Consider the following 20,719-nt stretch of genomic DNA (forward strand, 5'->3'; position numbering starts at 1 on the left):
CCTCGGCATACGCCCGAGTGGCAATCCGCCGAGGCCGCCCGGACACCGCGCACGACCGAAGGAGACGCATGTTCATCCACAAGCAGAAGCTCCAGTTCCAGTCGAAGCCCGAGAAGCCCGACGCCGTGTACGCCCGCAAACTGCAGGAGGTGATCGGCGGCCAGTACGGCGAGATCACCGTCGCCATGCAGTACAGCTTCCAGGCGTGGAACGCCCACATCCCCGGCAAGTACCGTGATCTGCTGTTCAGCACCGCGGCCGAGGAGTTCGGCCACGTCGAGATGCTCGCGACGATGGTCGCCCAGCTGCTCGAGGACGCCCCGCTCGGCATCACTGAGGCCGCCGTCCAGAACGACCCGGCCGTCGCCGCGGTCATCGGCGGCACCGACGTCCAGCACGGCATCGTCGCCGGCGCCGGTGCCCGTCCCGTCGACTCCATGGGTAACCCGTGGTCCGGCTCGTATGTGACCGCCAGCGGCAACCTGCTCGCCGACATGTGGTCCAACGTCAACGCCGAGTCGCAGGGCCGCGTCCAGGTCGCGCGGCTGTACCACATGACCGACGATCCGGGCATCCGTGAGCTGCTGTCGTTCCTGCTGGCCCGCGACACCATGCACCAGAACCAGTGGCTCGCCGCGGTCAACGAACTCCAGGCCGAGGGCCTGGAGGAACTGCCCGTGCCCTCGAACTTCCCCAAGTCGAAGGAGGCCGCGGAGCACGCGTACACGATGTACAACTTCTCCGACGGCGCCGCCGCGGCCGAGGGCTCGTGGGCCTCGGGCCCGACGCCGGACGGTCATGGCGAGTTCTCGTACTCGCCCGAGCCGCTCGAGGGCCCGCCGATGCCGCCGCCGACCCACCCGGACGCCCGGTTCTACGGCACCACCGAGCTGCCGAACACGGTCGAGAAGGCCGCCGGCACCGTTCAGGACAAGCTGAACAAGGAGTAGTCGCCGCGGGAGCGCCCGCGCGGCGGCCCGGCCAGATGAGAGCGGGCGCATCCGGTGTGTACCGGATGCGCCCGCTTTCTCCTGCGACCCTGACGGGACTCGAACCCGCGACCTCCGCCGTGACAGGGCGGCGCGCTAACCAACTGCGCCACAGGGCCGTGCTTTTCGCACGAGAGGGAACATTAGCGGAAAGAGCGGCCCGAGGGGAAAACGGGCCCCGCGGAGGTGGCGCGGCGCTCGCGATCCGGGCGCCTCACCCGGTCCAGAGGACGAGCATCGGTTGGCTCGAGATGAGCTCTCCGCCCTGGTAGATGCTCATTCCGGACGCGTCGATCGAGTAGAGGACGTCGTTGTTCGTCACCACCGCCCCGCTCCTGGTGACGGTGGGGTCGTCGATCTCCACACCCGCTCCGCCCGACGAGCCGCGGTAGTAGTACCGGCCGTTGTCGGGGTTGACGCAGATGGAGAACGACGCCTGCGTCGTGCGTCCGATCATGGCGGCCGGGTCGCCGGCGTTGCAGCGGGCCTGGCTGTCGGAGAGCCATCCGGACGAGTCCGCCCCGACGGGCTGGCCACCGCCGCGTGGGAGCCGGGGCGCCGGCGCCTCGCGGGTGACGGTGACGGTCTCGCGTGGCGGCGGGGTGGTGTAGGCGGTCTCGGTCACCGGAGGCGGTGGCGCCGAGGTCGACGGCGAGGACGACGACGACGAGGACTGCGCTGCCGCGACGCCCGGCCCGTCACCGGGGATCCCGCCCGGGCGGAGGGCGAGGTAGGCGATCGCTCCGAGGAGGCCGACCGCGAGGACCGTCAGTACGGCGACGAGGGCGATCACCGCGCCGGGGGTCCCCCGCCGCGGCGTGGGCTCGTAGCCGGAGGTGTGCCACTGCCCGTCGGGCCCCCACCGTCCGTCACCGGAGTTGTACGTCATCACCGACTCCCCTCATAGGCAGACCGTAGCGGTGCGCGCCGGTTGTCGGACGATCTCCGCGTCACCCGCGGTCACCCGATCGGCCACTCCCCGATCGCGGTGAGGTCCTCCGCGGCCGCGGTCACCGCGGTGGGCTCGCAGGCGAAGCCGACGGCCTCCGATCCGTCAGCGAGGGTCACCCGGCCGAGCTGCATGGGTCTGGGCAGCTCGTCGAGGAACGCGCCGAGCGCCGCCGGGGACATCGTCCACCTCTCGCCGAGCAGTTCCGCGCCCTCGGCGTGCCGCAGGACGCCGGGCTTGGGCGGGTCCGTGTCGAGCCGGTACATCCGGTAGTCGGCGCTGGACCGCACGACGCCACGCCAGACCGCGCCGCGTCCGGTGAGCTGGTGGTCGAGTGGGCCGCCCCGGCGGTGGGCGCCGAACACCACCAGGTCCACGGTCGCCGCGCCCGCGCGCAGCGGCCACGGCTCGAGCGGCTCGGTGGCGGCCTCGCGCTCCCCGGCGAACTCTGCCGCGAGCGCCGCCGCGATGTCGGCCACCACACCGTCGTGGAACGGCCTGCCGACCACCGTGATGCCGAACGTCGCCGTGCCGCGGTCCGCCTCGTCCACCTCTCCCGCCGGGACGGCCACCGCGCAGAGGTCGAAGAGGTTGCAGAAGTTCGTGTAGGTCCCCACCCGGCTGTTGAGGGCGACCGGGTCCGCCTGCACCTCCGCGAGCGTCGGATGGAACGGCGCCGTCGGCACCAGCAGCGCCGACGCGCCCAGGCGGTCGAGCTCGGCCAGGGCCTCGTGGCGCAGCGCCTCGACGGTCCGGCGGTCCCGCAGCAGGTCCACCGCCCGCACGTCGCGGGCGGGCGCGATGATGCCGCGGACGGTCGGATCGATGCCGGCATCGGCGGCCCCGTCGGCCCCATCGTCGGCCCCGTCGAGGAAGTCGCCGACCGCCTCGTACCGCTCGGCGACGAGCGCGCCGTCGTAGAGGAGCCGGGCGGCGGCGAGGAACGGCGCGAGATCGATCTCCACCACGCGGAACCCGCGGTCGTGGGCCGCGTCGACGGCCGCGGCGAACGCCTCGGCCCAGCCGGGCGCCATGGCGGTCAGCTCGCGCGGGACCGCGATCGTCGCCCCCGGCGCCGCGGCGAGTTGGGCGTCCGCGGGCCAGCTCCGCGTGCCGTCGCCGCCCGCCATCACGCCGGTCGCACGGGAGGCCGTGCGCACGTCGCGGGCGAAGATCGTCACGCAGTCGTAGCTCGCGCAGGCCGGGACGATCCCGTCGGTGGAGACCACGCCGAGGCTGGGTTTGATCCCGACGATGCCGTTGAGCGCGGCGGGGATCCGTCCCGACCCGGCGGTGTCGGTGCCGATCGCCAGATCGCAGATGCCCAATGCGACCGCCACCGCGGATCCCGAGCTCGACCCGCCCGAGACGTGGTCCGGCCGGTGCGCGGCCCGCACGGCGCCGTAGGGGCTGCGGGTGCCGACCAGTCCGGTCGCGAACTGGTCGAGGTTGGTCACCCCCACCACCACAGCACCGGCCGCGCGCAGGCGGGCGACGGCCACCGCGTCCTGCTCGGGGACGTAGGCGAACCCCGGGCAGGCGGCGGTCGTGGGGATCCCGGCGACGTCGACGTTGTTCTTGACCGCCAGCGTCATCCCGGCGAGCGGCCCGCCGGCGGCGAGGGAGGCCACCATGTCGGCGACCATCGCCTCCCGGTCGCGCACCTGCAGGAACACCTCCGGCCGGTCGGCCTCCGCGAGTCGGGTCAGCACGGCGTCGACCCGCTCCGCGGCCGTCTCACGGAGTCCGGCTCCCGTCGCGGCGCTCATGCGCTCAGCTCCCCGCTGGCGGCCCAGCGCGCGAACTCCTCGGCGCGGGCGTGCTCCATACGGCGCCGGGCGGAGGCGATGGAGTCGGCCTCGCGCTCGCAGAAGGCGTTGTGCTCGGCCAGGGAGAACGTGCCGTCGGTGATGTCGACGCGCCCGCGCCCGGCGGCGGTGTCGGCCCGCAGGTCGGCCAGCTCCTCGGAGGTCACGGGGTACCAGGAGATGCGGTCGAAGTGTCGCAGCAGCCACGGGTGCTCGGCGTCGAAGCCCGGTGCCGGCTCCGGGTGCCGGTGGTTCCACACCTGGGTGGTGCGGCCCACGAACTGGTAGCCGCCTGGTCCCTCCATGCCGTAGATGCACAGGTACGCGCCGCCGATGCCCACGGAGTTCTCGGCGGTCCACGTCCGGGCGGGGTTGTACTTGGTCGTCACCAGGCGGTGACGCGGGTCCAGCGGCGTGGCGACGGGCGCACCCAGGTAGACGTCCCCCAGGCCCAGGACCATGTACTCGGCGTCGAAGACTGTGCGGTAGACGTCGTCGGCGGTCTCCAGCCCGTTCATCCGGCGGATGAACTCGATGTTCCACGGGCACCACGGGGCGTCGTCGCGCACGCCGTACATGTAGCGCTCGATCGCCTCCCGGGTGGCGGGGTCGTCCCAGCTCAGGGGGAGTCGGACGTGACGGCTCGGCACGACCAGCGACTCGGCGGCGGGCAGGGCGGCCTCGGCCTCGCGGAGGGCGTCCAGGGTCGACGACACGGTGCTGCGCCCGGGGGTGATCTTGACCTGCAGCGACCGGATGCCCGGGGTGAGGTCCTGCTGTCCGGGCACGGGGTTGGACAGCAGGTGCAGGTAGAGGGCGTGCGCGCGGGCGCGGAGCTCCAGGTCGAGCTCCATCCGCCCGTATTCGACCAGGACGTTGTCGTCCCCGCCTCGGCGGTAGGTGATCTCGGTGAGCCCGTCCGCGGTGTGCCCGCGGCCCAGCACGCCGTCGTCGCGGTCCCCGCCGTCGCCGAGGACGTACGGACGGCCCGCGCCCCGCGAGCCCCCGGCGCCGACCCGGTCGGGCACGGCGTCCACGCGGACCCGCACGAACCGCACGGTGTCGCCCGGCGCCAGTTGCCCGAGCTTCCACCGGTCGCTGCTCACCACCGTGACCGGGCAGACGAAGCCGCCCAGGCTCGGGCCGTCCGGGCCGAGCAGGATCGGGGTGTCGCCGGTGAAGTCCAGCGCGCCCACCGAGTAGGCGTTGTCGTGGAGGTTCGACGGGTGCAGCCCGGCCTCGCCGCCGTCGGGCCGGGCCCACTTCGGGCGCGGGCCCTCGAGCCTCACGCCGGTGCGGTCGGAGTTGAAGTGCACGGTGTAGGTGGCCGCGTACAGCTCGTCCATCCCGGCCCGGGTGAGGAACTCGGGCGCGCCGTGGGGCCCCTCGGCGACCGCGACGTGCCAGTGGTGGCCGATGGCGGGGATCTCCTCGGCGCAGATCCGGCGGGGTGTCGCGGGCCCGGGCTCACCGACGGCGAGCGTGTCCCCCGCGGCGAGGGCGCGGCCCTCGTGCCCGCCGAACCGCCCGAGGGTGAAGGTCGACGACGACCCGAGGTACTGCTCGACGTCGATCCCGCCGCGCACGGCCACGTAGACGCGCATCCCCGGTCCGCTGATCACCGGGATGTCCAGCACCGACCCGGCCTCCAGGGCGACCGGCTTCCACTGGGCCACCGGCCGCCCGGCCACGGTGGGCCGCACGTGCGCGCCGCCCACGCACACGGTGACCGGGGCGTCCGCCCGGAGCCGGAGGCCGCCGCGCGTGCACTCCAGGCCGGCGGTGCCCTCGGGATTGCCCACGGCGATGTTCGCCAGCCGCAGCGACTGGTCGTCCATCGCTCCGGAGGGAGGGACGCCCACCCCCCAGTACCCGACGCGGCCGGGCCAGTCCTGGACGGTGGTGATGAGGCCGGGGGCGAGGATCTCGAGGCTGGTCATGGCGGGTGCTCCTGTGGTGACGGGTGGCGGATCAGGCGGTGACGATCATCCGGACGGGCGTCGGGTCGAAGCCGTTGCACGGGTTGTTGATCTGCGGGCAGTTGGAGACCAGCACGATCACGTCGCGGTCGGCGCGCAGCGCCAGGCTCTTGCCGGGCGCGGACCGGCCGTCCACGATCCCGAGCGTCCCGTCGGCGTCGACGGGCACGTTCATGAAGAAGTTGACGTTGGGGACCAGGTCCCGTTTGCCGAGACCGTGCCGGGCGCCCTCGCGCAGGAAGTTCTCCACGCAGGCGTGCTGGTGGCGGGTGTGGTGGCCGTAGCGCAGGGTGTTGGACTCCTGCGAGCAGGCGCCGCCGAGGGTGTCGTGGTTGCCCACCTCGTCGGCCGTGATCGTCACCAGCGGCTCGCCGGCGTCGTCGCGCAGGACGCTGCCGGTGGTGAGGAAGATCGAGCCCTGGGCCGCGACGGTCGCCGGGGCGCTGTAGCGGCGGGTGGTGTCGTGCGCGTCGTAGAAGAGGGTGTCGACGGCCTGGTTTCCCTCGAGGTCGACGATGGTCAGTGACTGGCCCGCGCGCAGGACGCGGGACCAGGCCGCCCGGGCGGGCACGGTCTCGTCCGCGATCACGGTCGTGTCGGCGGGCACGATCCGATCGGCGGTCACTGTCTGTGTCATGGCGGTTCTCCTCAGGAGGTCGGGGCGAGAGCGGCGGCGCGGTGGGCGGCCTCGGAGTTGGCCAGGGCGCGCCGGTACTCCTGGTCCTGGTCGACGCCGGGGAAGGTGTCGGCGACGAGGGCGTCGAGGTCCTCCGGGGCGCTCCAGGCCAGGAGTTCCAGCGTCCCGGCGTGGTAGTCCGGTGACGGGTCGAGCGGGTGGTCGGCCACCGCGACGGCCACCACGACCGGCAGGTGGACGACGAGGTCGACCGCCGCGCCCGGGCCGGCGTTCCCGGTGGAGACGAGCGTGCCGTCGCCGTCGACCCGGACGCCGTGGAAGAACGACACCGGATGGGGCAGGTCGCGCTCGGCGAGACCGTGCTTGAGCCCGGCCAGCAGCAGGAGTTCGCGCCCGGCCGGCGAGTCGGACTCCGGTGAGCCGGCCCCGTAGCGGGCGGCGTTCCCGGCGAGGGTCGAGGCCCCGCACAGCGCGTCGTGGTGGCCGGAGCCGTCCGCGACGATCGTCGCGAGCACCCGGCCCTGGTCCGACAGGAGAGGGTGGCCGGTCCCGAGGTAGGCCTGACAAGGCACCTTGACGGTGTCGGCGGTGTTGAGCCGCTCCCAGGGCGCGTCCGCCCGCCACATCATGAGCGCGGCGCACGCCGTACCGTCCCTGTCGGTGAGGCGGATCCGGGTCCCGCGCGCGAGGACGACCGCGGTGTAGCGGCCTCCCGGGATCGACTCCGCCCAGGTGAGGCGGTCCGCCGGCACATCCGCCGGGGGGTGCGGCCAGTCGGTCGCGGGGACGACGGGCATCGAGTCGGTGATCTCGCCGGCCTGGGAGCGGGCGTGCTCGCGGGCGGCGGCGGTGGTGGCGGTGGCGGTGGTGGTCATGAGGATGTCAGTGCTGGTCATGAAAAGGTCACTCTCCGATCCGGACGGGGTTGGGGTGGGTCTTGCCGCGGGGGAAGCACAGGACGCCGACGGCCACGACGGCCACGACGGTCCCCACTCCGGCCCAGCGCAGCCAGGGCGTCTCGCCGGAGGGGTCGAAGATCTCGGCGCGCGGCCAGGCGAGGTTGACGGTCATGAGCAGCCCGTAGGCCACGGCCAGCACGTTCACGGGGATCCCCCAGCGGCCGAGCGAGAACACGGGCCGGCCCTCGGCGTCGGTGGGCTGCGGCCCCGCGGGCCAGCCCTGCAGGCGGCGCAGCAGCAGCGGCGCCGTCACGCAGAGGTAGGCGAGGTAGATGAGGATGATGCAGACCGAGGACAGGGTGGCGAAGATCGCGGAGTTGCCCACGTTGACCAGCAGGATGGCCATGCAGGCCAGGCCGATCAGCACCGACGGCACGACCGGGGCCCCGGTGCGCGGATGGACACGCGAGAGGGCCGGAGAGAACGGCAGCCTGCCGTCGCGGGCCATGGAGAACATGAGCCGGGACGACGCGGTCTGGATGGCGAGCGTGCAGATGAGGATCGCCACCACGACGTCGGCCAGCAGGACCTTGCCCCAGAAGTTGCCGAGCACCGAGTTGAGCACGTACGGCAACCCCTCGGTGGCCAGGCGCCCGTCGGTCAGACTGGGCGCGGCCATCAGAGCGCCGAGGATCATGAGCCCGCCGCCGATCGCCGACGCGGTGAGCGCCATCCGGATGGTCCGGGGCGCGATGCGGCGCGGGTTGACGGTCTCCTCCGCGAGTTCGCCGGCCGAGCCGAAGCCCACCATGACGTAGGCCGCCATGAGCCCGGAGATGACCCACGACCAGATGTACCCGGGCTGCTCCGCCAGGCCCGCGGTGTCGAAGACGACCTGCGGCCCGCGGACGGCATGGGTGAACAGGGCCAGGACGACGGCGGCGACGCCGACGATCTCGCACGTCACGCCGATGTTGTTGACGTAGGACATCTACCTGACGCCCACGAGGTTGATCACCGTGGTGATCACCAGCAGCACCGAACCCAGGAGCACGGCGTTGGCCGCGCCGGAGGGCGAGGTGAGCGCTGGGTCGTCGCCGATGAACTGGAAGCCTGACCAGATGCTGGGCAGCACCACCTGCAGGGCGATGGCCGCGGCCGAGGCGGTGACGATCTGGGCGAGGATCATGAACCAGCCGCCGAACCAGCCCACGATCTCGCCGCCCATCCGGCGCGACCACTGGTAGATCGCGCCCGAGAGCGGGTACCGCGCGGCCAGTTCGGCAAAGCACAGGGCCACCAGGAACTGGCCGGCGAACACGATCGGCCACGTCCAGAAGAACGCCGGGCCGCCGAAGCCGAACCCCAGGCCGAACAGCTGGAAGATGGTGGTGAGGATGGAGACGAACGAGAACCCGGCCGCGAACGAGGCGAACGTCCCGAGACTGCGGTGGAGCTGCTGTTCGTAGCCGAAGTCCGCGAGGTCGTCGTGGTCACCCCGGCGCTGCGGAGCCGGGGCGGTGAGTCCGGTCGGATCGCTCATGTGGCGGATCTCCTCTCGGGGCGGGGGCGGCGCTGATTCCTGTCAGGCGATAGTTTTCTCGGCGCGCATGACACCCGGGTTGCGCGATGTTTCGTTCCCATTAACAGGCCCTCACGCCGCCCCCGACCCCGCCCGCAGGGGCGCTGACGTGGTCGAATGTGCTCATGACAGCCGCCCGCCCACCAAAGGTCGACCGCCCACGCGCGTGGTCCGACGGGTTGCGGCGCGAGCTGGCCGCCCGGCTCGATCCGGCCGTGGCGACCGCGGTGTGGGTGACCGGATCGGTGGGTCGCTCAGAGGCCGTCCCCGGGAGCGATCTGGAATCCCTCGCCGTCGTCGTCGACCCCGACACCCGCGCGGTACGCCGCGCCGTGGCCGCCACAGACCTGTCGGGCGCGCCGTGGTTCGCCGAGACCTCCGCGGCGTCGGCCGCCGACCCCCGCCTGGTCCGCACGGCCGCCGGGTGGTCCGCCGCCGCCGACGGCTGGGCCGCCGACCCCGCCCGCGACCTGGGGGTGGTCCACCTGGGCCTGCTCGCCGACGCCCGCCCCCTGACCGACGGCCACGACGACCCGGAGTTCCTCCCCCGGCTGGCCGTGCGGGCCGTGCGCGCGCACCCCACGGTGCTCGCCGACGTCCTCGCGGACGCCCTGGCGACCCGGGCGTCGGTACCGTCCCGGCTCCGGGTGCCGACCCGCGCCGATCCCGTGGTGGACCTCAAGGCGACCGTCCTCACCCCGGTCGTCAAGCTCGCGCGGTGGGCCGCCCTGCGTGCGGGGGTCACCGCCACCGCCACCGACGCGCGTCTCGACCTCGCCGCCGATCCCGACGTCCTCCCCGCCGACCGGTGGGAGTCCCTGCGCGAGGCCGCCCGCGTCGCCGCCGGGCTCCGGTGGGAGGTCCGGCTCCGCGCCGACGCCGACGGCCCCGGGACCGACCGGGTGCCGCTGTCCCGCCTCACCGCCGCCGAGCGCGCCGGGCTCCGGGCCGCCGCGCGCGAGATCGCCGGCGCGCAGCGCACCCTCGACTACCTGCGGTCGACCGGCCAGTTCCGGCAGCCCGGATGACGCGCCACCCGGCCACCGCCGCGATGCTCGCGGTATCCGCGCTCGAGGGATGGCGCCCGGATGACGACGACGACGAGGTGCTCGGACTCGTCGACCGGGGCGTCTCCGGTCGGCTGATCCGCCTCCGCGTCCTGGAGGCGATACCCGCGGAGGCCCGCCGGCGACCCGGGCCGCGGGTCCTGGCCCGTCGCGCCCCGTACCTCTACCGGGGGACGCGGGTGCTGCAGAACTCCCTCGGGATCACCTCGGCCGGGGCTCTCGCGCGGGCGGAGGCCCTGCTCGTCGTCGCCGCCGGGGCCCGCCTCCTCCGCGCCCCGGGGCCCGCGCCGGGGACGGTGTCCGACGTCCACGCCGCGCTGTTCGGGGACGTGTACGCCTGGGCCGGGCGGCCGCGCATCGTCGACCTCGGCAGGCAGGGATCGGTGTTCGCGCCCGCGTCCCGCGTCCCGGACCTCGTCGCGCCCCTGGAGCGGCCCGCGCGGATCGTCGCCGACGCGCTGGCCTCCGCGCCGGCGGCCGCGTCCCGCCGGACGGTCGCCGCCCTGGCGCTGGCGGACTGGTACGCGCGGTTCAACCACGTGCACCCGTTCCGCGAGGGCAACGGCCGCGCGGCCGCCGTGGCCGCGACGCTCGCCGCGCGCTGCCACGGCCTCGACCTGGACTTCGGCCGGACCTCGCGCGAGATGTGGGTGCAGGCCGCCGTGTCCTCCATGCCCACCCCACCCCGCCGCTCGGTCGATCCCACGGCGCACCGGTTCGAGTTCCTCCGTGTGACGATCGACGGCAGTGTCACTATGGACCGGACCCCGACCCGGAGGACGCCCTGATGTACTCGCCCGGCCGACCCCGCCTCGTGGACCGGCGGCGCCCCGGGGCCACGCCGGCCGACGAGATCCTCGACGCCGCGGCGGAGCTGTTCACCACCCGCGGGTACACGGCCACCTCCACCCGGGCCATCGCGGACGCCGTCGGACTCCGTCAGGCGTCCCTCTACACGCACTTCCCCACCAAGGCCGCGATCCTCCGCGCGCTGCTCGACGCGACGGTGGCCCCGGCGCTCGAGCACGCCCGCCGGCTCCGCGCCGGGGGCGGGGACCCGCGCGAGACCCTGCTGACGCTGGCGACGCTCGACGTCGAGGGCCTCCTCGCCTCGCGGTGGAACGTCGGGATGCTCTACGTGCTGCCCGAGGTCGCAGGGGACGAGTTCGCGGAGTTCCGGGACGCGCGCTCGGAGCTCCGGGAGATCTACCGCGAGCTCGTCGCCCTGTGCCGCCCCGACCTCGACGCCGACGATCCGGCGCTCGACCTGCCGTTCCGCGTGGTCGAGGCGGTGATCGCGCACCGCCAGGACCACCCGTCGGCCCCCGTCGACGCAGCGCGGTGGGGCCGGGCCGCGGCCCGGGCGGTCGGACTCGGGTGATCGGCCGTGTCGGACCCGTGGTGCACCATGGCGGTGTGACCGGATCCCAGGCTCATCCCCCCGCCCTCGTCGCCGAGGTCCGCCGCCTCCGGGCGGCCGATCCGCTCGGCCGGATCACCGTGATCGTGCCGTCGTTCGGGGCCGCCCGGGACCTGGTCCGCGCGCTGGCCCTGTCCGGCGGCGCCGTCAACGTGGCGGTCCGGACCGCCGCCCAGATCGTCGACGAGCTGTCCGCACCGGTGCTCGCCCCGCGGGCCGCGGTGCCGTTCCCGCTCCTGGCCGCCGCCGTGGACAAGGCGCTCGACGCGGATCCGGGCCGCCTGGCCGCCGTGGCCGCCGAGCCCGTCACCGGTCAGGCGGTGGCCCGTGCGTGCCTGCGCCTGGGGACCGTCGAGCCCGGGTCGGTCGCCGCCGAGACGCCGCTGCACTCCGAGGTGCTCCGCCTCGCCGGCGAGGCGCACGAGATGACGGGCGGCGCCTACTACACGCAGCACGAGGCGGTCACCACCGCGCTGGAGCGGCTGGACGACCTGGGCCGGGTCGTGCTCGCCGCGCCGCTGCGGGGCACGCACGCCGAGCGGAGGTTGCGGGTCGCGCTCTCCGAACGCGGCGTGACGCCCGTCGCCGGCACCGGCTCGGACCATCTCGCCTCCGCGGCGGAGCCCGCGTCCGCGGACGCGGTCACCGGGACCCACGTCCTGCACGCGTCGGACTCGGACGACGAGGTGCGGGCGGTGGTCCGCTTCGTCCGCTCCCGCCTGGCCGAGGGGGTCCCCGGCCACCGGATCGGGGTCTACTACCCGTCCCCGGACCCCTACCTGCGTCTGCTCCACCGGGCGTTCGCCGAGGCGGGGATCGCCGTGTACGGGCCCTCCGACTCGACGTTGGGTCGCTCCCCCGCCGGCCGGTCACTGGTGCGCCTGCTGCGCCTGGACACGTCGGTGATGCCGCGGGCGGAGTTGCTGTCGATCATCGCCGAGGGCTCGGTCACCCCCCTCGACGACTCGGGGGTCGCCGTGTCGTCCCGGCGCGTCGAGACCCTCACCCGCACCCGGTTCCCGGTGATCGGCGGCGGCGACTGGGACCGGTTGGACGAGCACCTGCGCACCGAGCCGGAGGCATCGGGCGAGTCGGAGGTGCTGGGTGAGTCGGACCGCGCGGCCGCGTCCGCCCTGCTGCGGTTGATCCGCCTCATCCGGTCCGGTTTGGCCGCGGTCGACGCCGCCCGCACCTGGACGGAGGCCGCCGACGCGGTGCGCGGCCTGGTCACGGCGGCCTTCCGGCAGGGTCCGGACCGCGCGGCGGTCCTCGCGGTGGTCGGCGCCCTGGCCGACCTCGACGCCATCGCACCCGCCATCACCCGGGACCGCGTGGCGGGCGCCGTCACCGCCCGTCTCGATCCGGTGGGCGACCGGGTCGGCGAGGAGGGCGCGGGCGTGGCCCTCGGGCCGATCGACGACGCCGTGGGCCGCGACCTCGACACGGTCTGCGTGGTGGGGATGGCAGAGGGTCTGCTGCCCGTCCTCCACGCGCCCGACCCGCTGCTGCCCGAGGGGTCCGTCGAGCCCCCGTCGGCCGAGGTGCTCGACGAGCGTTACCGCGTCCTCCAGCTCGCGCTGGCCGCCGGCTCCGAGCGCCGGCTGTGCTCGTTCCCCCGCGGTTCGATGCGTGGCGGTGGTGACCGGATCCCGTCCCGCTGGCTGCTCCCCACGCTCTCCCGGCTCGTCGGCTCACCCGTCCACGCCACTCGCTGGCAGGAGGACGTGGCCGGATGCGCTGCGGTGATCGGCGTGTCCTCGTTCGTCGACGGGGTCCTGGCCCCGCCCGCGGCCCTGGGGACCGATCCGGCCACCCGGACGGAACTGCGGCTCCGTGACCTCGCCGCCGGCGGGTGGCGCACGCGTCCCGACGCCCCCGCGCTGCTCGCGGCCGCCCACGAGATGCGCCGCGACCGCCGACAGGGCCGGTTCACCCGGTTCACGGGCGACGTGTCGTCGGCCGCCGACCTGCTCACCGTCCTCGAGCAGCCCCTCTCCCCGACCCGGCTCGAGGACTGGGCCCAGAGCCCCTACCTGTTCTTCCTCTCCACCGTCCTGCGGGTCCGCACGCTCGACGATCCGGCGGCGGACATCGAGATGGACCTGCGCGACTACGGTGACCTGGTCCACGCGATCCTCCAGCGGTACGTCTCCGCCCGGATCGAGAGCGGCTCCGGGCCGGACCGGGATCTGCTCATGGCGGCGCTCCGGCACGAGTGCGAGGCCGCGATCGCCGCCTCTCCCGGCCTGGTCGCCTCCCTGTGGCGTCGACGCGAGATGATGCTCGCCGCCGAGCTCGACCGGTGGTTCGCCGAGGACAGCGCCGACTTCGACGCCGGCTGGCGGCCGGCCGCGACGGAACTGGGGTTCGGGCGGTCGGACGGCGACGGCTCGGTTGTCGAGATCCCGTTCGAGGTGTCCACGTCCACGGGCGCGGCGACGGTGCTCCTGGCCGGGTCGATCGACCGACTCGACGTGCGCGCGGGCACGCAGCGCGTCACCGACTACAAGACCGGCAAACCTCCCGAGGCGGAGGCCCGCCCGACCGCGGACGATCCCACCCTCCGCGGCACCCGCTTCCAGCTGCCCCTCTACGCCGCGGCCGCCCAGTCCGCCGGGCGGGCACCGGTGAGCGGGGCCCGGTACTGGTACTGCACCGAGCGCGGGGAGTTCGAGCAGATCTCGCTCGACATCACCGAGGACGTCATGGACCGCGTCCGCGAGGACGTCGGCCACCTGATCGACGCCCTCCAGCGCGGGTGGTTCCCGCTCAAGGGTGGCCGGGGCTCCTCGCGCGATCTGGCGAACCTGCTCGGCGGCGACGAGCTGGACCGCGCATGGGAGAAGCTGTCGGGCCAGGAGCCGATCTCGTCCCACCCCGCGTTCGCGGGCCTGGTCGCCGCGGTGACCACCGAATCCGAATCGGAGACGACCTCATGAGCCAGCTCCCCGACCAGGCCGCCCGCGACCGCGTCGAAACGGACACCGCCGCCACCCTGTTCGTCGAGGCGGGGGCCGGGACCGGCAAGACGTACGCCCTCGTCCGCCGTCTCAGCACCCTCCTGCTGGACGACGCGGTGCCGATCGACCGGATCGCCGCCATCACGTTCACCGAGAAGGCCGCCGCCGAGCTGCGCGACCGGCTGCGCGTCCACCTGGTGGAGCGGCGCGCGGAGGGTGATACCCGCGCGGACAAGGCCCTGGCCGGGCTCGACACGGCCGCGATCGGGACCCTGCACTCCTTCGCGCTGCGCCTGCTCTCCGAGAACCCGCTCGAGGCCGGGATCCCGCCCAAGGTGACCGCCCAGCAGGACACCGCTGAGGCCGCGGCCGTCGAGGCGCTGTGGCAGGAGTGCGCCACCGTCCTGTTCGGCAGCGGCCCGACGGCGGAGCGGTCCGGCAACCTGGCACGGGCCGTCGACGACATGCTCGACGCCGGCGTCGGTGCGCGGGCATTTCGTGGGGTGGTCGAGGCGCTGCACCGCGACTGGGACCGCCTGCCCACAGAACCGCTCTATGCGGGCCCCTCCGAGCTGTCCGCGTCACCGGACCTGGCCGAGGTCATTGCCGGAGTCGGATCGATCGTCGGCTGGAGGGATTCCTGTCAGGACGAGACGGACAAGCTCTACGCGGTCCTCGATGCCTACGAAGGCTGGCTGGCAGACCTTCAGCATGCTGTAGACGATCCGACCGTGACGCCGTCTTGGACGGATCTACTGGGAAGCCCGCTCAAGGCCGGCAACATCGGCAAAAGCACGAACTGGGGTGGGGCCGAGGTCGTCAAGGACATCAGGGCGGAGATCAGAGACCTCTCGTCAGTATGCGAGAAGATCCTCGTCGACCACTGGCTCCCGCGGATCACCCTCGTCCTCGACGCGTTGATCCCCGTCGTCCGCAGGCATGCCGACGAGCGGCGACGGCACGGCACGCTCCAGTTCCACGACCAGCTGGTCCTGGCGCGTGAGCTACTGCGCGATTCCGAAGTCCGTGCACGCGTTCGGGCACGTTACCTGCGGATTCTCATCGACGAGTTCCAGGACACCGACCCCATCCAGCTGGACCTGGCAGAACTGCTCACCTCCGGGCCGGGAGGATCGGGGACGGAGCCCGGGCGCCTGTTCACCGTCGGCGATCCCAAGCAGTCCATCTACCGCTTCCGTCGCGCCGACATCACCACATATCTACGCGCCCGGGGCGGATCGGCCACGGGAACCCAGGGTCCTGATGTCGAACGCCTTAGTACCAACTTCCGGTGTTCGCGCCCGGTACTCGAGTGGGTCAACGACGTATTCTCCGAAGTCCTCACGGCGGCCGACGGGATCCAACCCGAGTACCGCGCTCTCGAACCGGCGCCCGGTCGCCCACCCCACGATCCGTCGCACGGACCCCGTCCGTTCGTCTTCCGCTCAGAGGAGGTTCCCGAGCACTGCCCTCCCGAGGCGAACGAGACCACTCGTCGTCACTGGGCCGAGGCTTCAGATGTGGCGCGGGTGATCGCCACCGCCATCCGGGAAGGATGGACTCACGAGTCGAAGAACGGTGAGCACACGCCCCTTCGCCTCGGTGACATCGCGATCCTCCTGCCGTCTCGCGGAGCGCTGCCCATGCTCGAGACGTGCCTCGATCACGCCGGGATCGACTTCCGGACCGAGGCGTCCTCGATCGTCTACGGGACGCCGGAGATCCGAGATCTCCTGTTGGCCGTCCGCGCCGTGGCAAACTCCGCCGACGAGGCGTCACTCGTGGGCGCGCTGCGCTCACCCCTGTTCGGTTGCGGGGACGACGACCTGTTGCGCTGGCGTGCCGGTGGCGGCGGCTGGGTACTCACCGCGCCCGCCCCTGACGACCTCGCGTCCTCGCCGGTCGCCGAGGGCATGCGGTACCTCTCGGCCCTCGGCCGGTCCACCAGGCGGCCGGGCGAACTCCTCGAGAGGCTCGTCCACGACCGGATGGTCTTCGAGTCCGTCGCCGAGTCCCCCAGGCGGCGCGACCTGTGGCGGCGGATCCGGTTCGTGATCGAGCACGCGTGGCAGTGGGAGGAGTCCGCCTCCGATCCGGCCCGCGCCGACCTGCGGGAGTACGCCGACTGGGCGATGGCCCTGACCGCCGAGGACGCCCGCGTGCCCGAGGCCGCGATCCCCGAGATCGGCGTCGACGCGGTGCGCATCACCACCATTCACGCCTCCAAGGGTCTCGAGTACCCGATGGTCATCGTGGCCGGGATGAGTAGAGGCTGGCCCAACAGTAATGAGCGGCTCCTGTGGACCGAAGACGATCATCCACGGCCGGCCGTCTCGTTCTCCGCCGCCGTCCGCGATCCCGCCTTCGACTCAGCTGCCGGTCTGGAAAAGCTGCATGCTCGCGCGGAACGCATCCGGCTGCTGTATGTGGCCACGACCCGCGCTGAGAGCCGCCTCGCGGTCTCCGGTCAATACGCGGCCACCCAAAAGGGCAAACCGAGAAGCGACGTATGGGCTTCTCTGCTGGGATCTGTCATCGAGGAGCCTGACGCGCCCGCGCTGGTGGAGTACGGCGAGAACCTGCTCGAGGCGGCGGCCGCGCCGGAGGTCGACGTCCCCGACGAGGCCGGGTGGACCGAGCGCACCCGCCAGATCGCGGCCCGGTCCGCCGAGCGTGCGGGCTGGTCGGCGACCCGCATCGTGCATCCCGACGCGGTGGACGCCACACCAGTAGATGAGGACGTCGAGCGCCAGCCGTCCCTCCCCCAGCAGCTGGCCGCCGCGCTGCGGGAGCGGTTCGCACCGGCCCCGGCCCGGCCGGAGGAACTGCCGCCCAGGCCGAGGTCCACACCGATCGCCTCCGGGCCCGACGTTGGCACCGCCGTGCACCACCTGGCGGAGCACACCGATCTCGGTCGCCTGCTCGGACCGGCTGCCGACCCGGACTCCGCGATGGCGGACTGGGATCGGTGGGCGGCCGACCAGCTGGTCGCCCTCGGACTGGGCGGTGGCCTGCAGGGCAGCCGCAATCCCGAGGCGGTCGCCGAGATGGTCTCGGTCGCGCGCACCGCGCTGACCTCCGAGCCCGTCAGGCGAGCGGCGAGCAGGACGCACTGGGCCGAGTTGCCCGCTGCCGGAGCCCTGTCCACGGCGGACGGGGCGCGGGTAGCGGTGGACGGTGTCGTCGACCTCGTGGTGCAGGAGGACGACGGATCGCTGTCGATCAGCGACTACAAGACCGACGTCGCCGTCACCACCGGCACCGTCGACGAGTACCTGCTGCAGTTGTGCGCGTACGCCGACCTCCTGGGTGGCTCCACCGGCAGGGCCGTCTCGCGGATCGAGTTGGTCTTCTGCCGAGGAACCCGGCCGACGGTCGTGGCGCGCGACCTCGGCTGAGTCGTGCGGGGCCTCGGTGGAAGTGCGGCGCCTCGCCTGGGGCGGCCGTGCGGCAGGGCCTCAGCCGAGGTTGCTCCACACCACCCGTCCGCCGGCGACCGCCGCCAGCGCGGAGTCACACGGTAATCCCGCCGTGAACGCCTGGTACAGCTCCACCAGCAGGTCGACGACGGAATCCCACAGCCGGTGCAGGGGTTGCCCACCGCCGTACGCCCACACCGAGCCGGCGACGGGGCCGCCCCGGTACGACACCGCGTAGCCGAACCCGCTCCGCTCGGCGATCGGCCACAACCGACCAGCCCAGATCGCGTCGCCTCCCGGCTCGAACCCGAGGACGCCCGCACCCATCGCGTCTTCATACCGGGCCGCCTGCACGTCAAAGCCGCGCTCAGTGGTCAGGGGCTCCGCGAACGGCAACAGGCCCTCCACCGAGTCCAGTCCCGTGCGCCGCAGATGCCACAGCAGGGTGCGGATGCCGGTCTCGTCATCCACGCCGGACCCGTCCAGCAGAACCCCGCTCGGGCTTTCCGAGCTGCGCGGATCGTCCACCGCCACCACCGCCGGCGCCGGAGCGGGCACCCGGAGGAGCTCGGCGAGCGCGTCACACAGCTCGCCGATCTGCTCGTCCAAGACCGCCGACGCCTCCTGCTCGACGGCCACTGACCGGCGCCCCGGGCGGGAGGGCCCCGCCGGGGCGGCGGCGATGGGCGCCGGATCGCGCGGCGCGGCGAGATCGTCTGTGGGAGCCGGATCGGAGACCACGTCGCCCCACGACGCGGCCATCGCGCCACTGATCCGGGCGAGTGCGCCGTCGAATTCGGCGCTCCACTCGTCATCGGGCCCTGCGGGGGCAGGAGAATCGGAGTCAACATCTGCGGGAGGCGGTGCTGCATGGGCGGGTTCCGCGTAGGCGAGGCCCGAGGCGGCGGATTGCCCGTCGCCGGGCGCCGACTCCTGGACACCGCCGTCCGCGGGGACCGCGGGCAGCACCCCGGTGACGTCGGCCAGGAGCTCCAGCCGGGCGCGGCGTCCGCCGGCCAGCCGCTCGCGTTCCGAGCGGGTGAACGACATCACCGGCAACGTGAGCAAGAGCGCGGCCTGGCGTCCCGTGAAGCCGAAGTCGCGTTTGAGGGCACGGCGCGCCTCGACGGGAGAGTCGGCGTCGTGGATGACGGCCATCACCGCGTTCAGGTCATCGCAGGCGCGGAGGATCGCCTCGGCCTCGTCCCACGCCCGTCCGACCTCGTCGGATGGCTCGAACCACCCACCGATGGCACCGGCAGCGCCCACGTCAAACCCCCCAGGCAGTCACACGATCCGGACCCGAGCCCCCTCGGATCCCCGGGCATCCTACGCCCAGCCATAGGCCGGTGGTGGGTCGGAGACAGGGCGCGCCCAGAGGGGCCGGAGAGACGCGAGTGACACCGCTGTGACGGACCTCTCCGCGTGCGGAAAACGCTGTGTACCAGCGGGGACGGGGCCGCCCGACGATCGCGCGCGAGGACGGTAGCCCGGTGCGAACGCCGGTGCGTACGGTCGAGGACATGAGCGAACGCCTGATGATCCGGGACCGCGAGGCCTTCCCGGATGAGCGCCGAGCGGAGCCCGCGCGCCCGGACGACGGGCTCGCCGGCGGCGCGAGCGGCAGGGCCGGCGCGAGTGCTGGGGACAGCGTCGGCGCCGGCGGGAGCGACAGCGCCGGCGGGAGCGGCCATGCCACGGTGTTCCCCGCGCCGTTGACGACCATCGCCGCCGCGCTCGTCGGTGGGTTCCTGGGCCTCGCGGCCGTCTACGGGGTGGCCGAGCGGCTGGCGGACACGCTGGCCGGTGTCGCCGCCGTGGTGATGATCTTCGCCGTCACCCTGGCCGGGCCGCGCGTCCACGCCGGCGCCCGGACCGAGGTCGGACGCACCGTCGCGGTGGTGCTGCAGTCCGTCGGCTTCGGCGGCGTCCTCGGCGCGCTGCTCATCCTGACCTGAGACTCAGCGGGAGCGGAGCCGGGCCGACAGGTCGTCAACGACCTCGGCGTCGACGCCCGCGCCCTCTACGAGGTAGCGCCTGGCGTCACCGAACTCGCGGGCCAGGGCGTCCAGCGAACGGCGCAGGTTGGCCTCCTCCACGCCGATGAGGACCTCGACCGCCTCGAGCTGCTCGGGCATCGCGGACTGCACGTGGGCCCGGATCGCCGCCACGAAGTCGGCGGACATCTCGCGGGTGAGCAGGTAGTCGGCGACGACGTCCTCCTCCCGCACCCCCACCAGCAGCTGCAGCAGGGCCGACACCCAGCCGGTGCGGTCCTTGCCGGCCGTGCAGTGGACGATCGCCGGCCCGGGGGACTCCGCCAGGACGCTCACCGCGCGACCGAACGCCCCGCGCTCGTGGTCGCCGAGGACGAACCGCTCATAGGTCTCGGCCATCTCGCGGCGGGCCTCCTCGACCCCGACCAGGCCGGTCGTGGTCAGGGTCGCGGCGGACGTGTGCCCGCCCAGCACGTCGATCGGCACATACTCGGCGCCGGCGGGGATCACGTCCGGCTGCCTGTCGATCTCCGCGCCGGTGCGCAGATCGACCACCGCGGTCACGCCGAGCCGCTCGAGGATCCCGAGATCCTCCTCGCCCACGGACAGCGCGGTGGACCGGAAGACGACACCGCGGGTCATCGAGCCGGACGGCCTGAGGGCGTACCCGGGGCCGGCCACGTCCCGGAAGTTGTGCACGCTGCTCAGCCGGATCTCCCCGACCCCGAGCCCGTCGGGGCGGAGGCCGACCTCGTCGTCGTCGCCATCAACACCAACACCGATGCCGCCACCAACCCCGACGCCCGGTGCCGCGCTGCGGTTTCCGCCCGGTTCCGCCACCATCCCACGCCCCTCACGATCCCGGCGCGCCCGCGCGGCGCGCCACGCCTCGTTCCTACCCGATCGAGCTCAGCGACAGCGTCCGGACGGAGGCAGAACAGCCGCCCGGACACGTGCGGCTGACACGTGTCAATGGTGCCGCCTGTTTCCGGCGTAGAACGGGTTTCCATGGC

At 73.4% G+C, this 20,719-nt stretch carries 14 protein-coding genes, 1 tRNA gene and 1 pseudogene; 7 read left to right on the top strand and 9 right to left on the bottom strand.

The genetic code is table 11. The features are described from left to right. The first annotated feature begins 68 nt into the window (after nucleotides 1–68). Nucleotides 69–950, top strand: coding sequence for a manganese catalase (locus DPA01S_RS13420; RefSeq protein ID WP_061916963.1), 882 nt, complete (start codon nucleotides 69–71; stop codon nucleotides 948–950). A gap of 84 nt (nucleotides 951–1,034) precedes the next feature. Here DPA01S_RS13420 and DPA01S_RS13425 read toward each other — a convergent pair. From DPA01S_RS13425 to DPA01S_RS13455, 7 genes and pseudogenes are all read right to left on the bottom strand, one after another. Further along, nucleotides 1,035–1,108, bottom strand: a tRNA-Asp gene (locus DPA01S_RS13425). A gap of 95 nt (nucleotides 1,109–1,203) precedes the next feature. After that, entirely contained in the window at nucleotides 1,204–1,878 is a 675-nt protein-coding gene (locus DPA01S_RS13430) for a hypothetical protein (protein ID WP_061916966.1), read from the bottom strand. A 71-nt stretch (nucleotides 1,879–1,949) separates the two neighbouring features. Further along, a complete protein-coding gene (atzF, locus tag DPA01S_RS13435; protein ID WP_061916968.1) occupies nucleotides 1,950–3,707 on the bottom strand; it encodes an allophanate hydrolase in 1,758 nt (585 codons plus the stop codon). Beyond that, entirely contained in the window at nucleotides 3,704–5,686 is a 1,983-nt protein-coding gene (locus tag DPA01S_RS13440; RefSeq protein WP_061916970.1) for a 5-oxoprolinase/urea amidolyase family protein, read from the bottom strand. The genes atzF and DPA01S_RS13440 overlap by 4 nt, the downstream gene beginning before the upstream one ends. Nucleotides 5,687–5,717: 31 nt before the next feature. After that, nucleotides 5,718–6,362 carry an urea amidolyase associated protein UAAP2 gene (locus DPA01S_RS13445; RefSeq protein ID WP_061916973.1) on the bottom strand — a complete coding sequence of 215 codons (645 nt, stop codon included), beginning with the start codon at nucleotides 6,360–6,362 and terminating at the stop codon, nucleotides 5,718–5,720. 11 nt (nucleotides 6,363–6,373) lie between these two features. After that, nucleotides 6,374–7,237 (bottom strand): urea amidolyase associated protein UAAP1, encoded by an 864-nt coding sequence (locus DPA01S_RS13450; protein WP_061917022.1) that lies wholly within the window; start codon nucleotides 7,235–7,237, stop codon nucleotides 6,374–6,376. Nucleotides 7,238–7,265: 28 nt separating this feature from the next. Further along, a pseudogene (locus DPA01S_RS13455) lies at nucleotides 7,266–8,804 on the bottom strand (amino acid permease). 164 nt (nucleotides 8,805–8,968) lie between these two features. On the opposite strand from DPA01S_RS13455, the gene DPA01S_RS13460 reads away from it, so the two are divergent. The 5 genes from DPA01S_RS13460 to DPA01S_RS13480 are packed head-to-tail and all read left to right on the top strand — an operon-like array spanning nucleotide 8,969 to nucleotide 17,688. Next, on the top strand, nucleotides 8,969–9,871 hold the full coding sequence (locus tag DPA01S_RS13460) for a putative nucleotidyltransferase substrate binding domain-containing protein (protein ID WP_084374781.1): 903 nt from the start codon (nucleotides 8,969–8,971) through the stop codon (nucleotides 9,869–9,871). Next, nucleotides 9,868–10,698: a Fic/DOC family protein gene (locus DPA01S_RS13465; protein WP_061228598.1), complete on the top strand. Its 831-nt coding sequence runs from the start codon at nucleotides 9,868–9,870 to the stop codon at nucleotides 10,696–10,698. The genes DPA01S_RS13460 and DPA01S_RS13465 overlap by 4 nt, the downstream gene beginning before the upstream one ends. Beyond that, nucleotides 10,698–11,291: a TetR/AcrR family transcriptional regulator gene (locus DPA01S_RS13470; protein ID WP_061916981.1), complete on the top strand. Its 594-nt coding sequence runs from the start codon at nucleotides 10,698–10,700 to the stop codon at nucleotides 11,289–11,291. Before DPA01S_RS13465 ends, DPA01S_RS13470 begins: the two co-directional genes overlap by 1 nt. A gap of 35 nt (nucleotides 11,292–11,326) precedes the next feature. Next, nucleotides 11,327–14,269, top strand: a complete 2,943-nt coding sequence (locus DPA01S_RS13475; RefSeq protein ID WP_061917027.1) for a PD-(D/E)XK nuclease family protein — start codon at nucleotides 11,327–11,329, stop codon at nucleotides 14,267–14,269. Continuing rightward, nucleotides 14,266–17,688, top strand: a complete 3,423-nt coding sequence (locus DPA01S_RS13480) for a UvrD-helicase domain-containing protein (protein ID WP_061916985.1) — start codon at nucleotides 14,266–14,268, stop codon at nucleotides 17,686–17,688. The genes DPA01S_RS13475 and DPA01S_RS13480 overlap by 4 nt, the downstream gene beginning before the upstream one ends. A gap of 60 nt (nucleotides 17,689–17,748) precedes the next feature. Here DPA01S_RS13480 and DPA01S_RS13485 read toward each other — a convergent pair whose 3' ends face one another. Beyond that, complete coding sequence (locus DPA01S_RS13485; protein WP_061916990.1) at nucleotides 17,749–18,978, bottom strand: hypothetical protein; 1,230 nt, start codon at nucleotides 18,976–18,978, stop codon at nucleotides 17,749–17,751. 254 nt (nucleotides 18,979–19,232) lie between these two features. Between DPA01S_RS13485 and DPA01S_RS13490 the strand changes: the two genes are divergently transcribed. Continuing rightward, on the top strand, nucleotides 19,233–19,667 hold the full coding sequence (locus DPA01S_RS13490; RefSeq protein WP_232303156.1) for a hypothetical protein: 435 nt from the start codon (nucleotides 19,233–19,235) through the stop codon (nucleotides 19,665–19,667). A gap of 3 nt (nucleotides 19,668–19,670) precedes the next feature. Here the strand turns inward: DPA01S_RS13490 and DPA01S_RS13495 are convergent, their stop codons facing one another. After that, a complete protein-coding gene (locus DPA01S_RS13495) occupies nucleotides 19,671–20,549 on the bottom strand; it encodes a tyrosine-protein phosphatase (protein WP_061916993.1) in 879 nt (292 codons plus the stop codon). Nucleotides 20,550–20,719: the final 170 nt, after the last annotated feature.

The sequence above is a fragment of the Dietzia papillomatosis NBRC 105045 genome (assembly GCF_001570845.1).
Taxonomy (GTDB): Bacteria; Actinomycetota; Actinomycetes; order Mycobacteriales; family Mycobacteriaceae; genus Dietzia; species Dietzia cinnamea.

Bases quoted from the DNA above. Each gene is read 5' to 3' on its own strand.
- DPA01S_RS13430 (WP_061916966.1), bottom strand. From the start codon at position 1,878: ATGACGTACAACTCCGGTGACGGACGGTGGGGGCCCGACGGGCAGTGG.
- DPA01S_RS13470 (WP_061916981.1), top strand. From the start codon at position 10,698: ATGTACTCGCCCGGCCGACCCCGCCTCGTGGACCGGCGGCGCCCCGGG.
- DPA01S_RS13450 (WP_061917022.1), bottom strand. From the start codon at position 7,237: ATGACCACCACCGCCACCGCCACCACCGCCGCCGCCCGCGAGCACGCC.
- DPA01S_RS13465 (WP_061228598.1), top strand. From the start codon at position 9,868: ATGACGCGCCACCCGGCCACCGCCGCGATGCTCGCGGTATCCGCGCTC.
- DPA01S_RS13420 (WP_061916963.1), top strand. From the start codon at position 69: ATGTTCATCCACAAGCAGAAGCTCCAGTTCCAGTCGAAGCCCGAGAAG.
- DPA01S_RS13490 (WP_232303156.1), top strand. From the start codon at position 19,233: ATGAGCGAACGCCTGATGATCCGGGACCGCGAGGCCTTCCCGGATGAG.
- DPA01S_RS13460 (WP_084374781.1), top strand. From the start codon at position 8,969: ATGACAGCCGCCCGCCCACCAAAGGTCGACCGCCCACGCGCGTGGTCC.
- atzF (WP_061916968.1), bottom strand. From the start codon at position 3,707: ATGAGCGCCGCGACGGGAGCCGGACTCCGTGAGACGGCCGCGGAGCGG.
- DPA01S_RS13440 (WP_061916970.1), bottom strand. From the start codon at position 5,686: ATGACCAGCCTCGAGATCCTCGCCCCCGGCCTCATCACCACCGTCCAG.
- DPA01S_RS13480 (WP_061916985.1), top strand. From the start codon at position 14,266: ATGAGCCAGCTCCCCGACCAGGCCGCCCGCGACCGCGTCGAAACGGAC.
- DPA01S_RS13445 (WP_061916973.1), bottom strand. From the start codon at position 6,362: ATGACACAGACAGTGACCGCCGATCGGATCGTGCCCGCCGACACGACC.
- DPA01S_RS13495 (WP_061916993.1), bottom strand. From the start codon at position 20,549: ATGGTGGCGGAACCGGGCGGAAACCGCAGCGCGGCACCGGGCGTCGGG.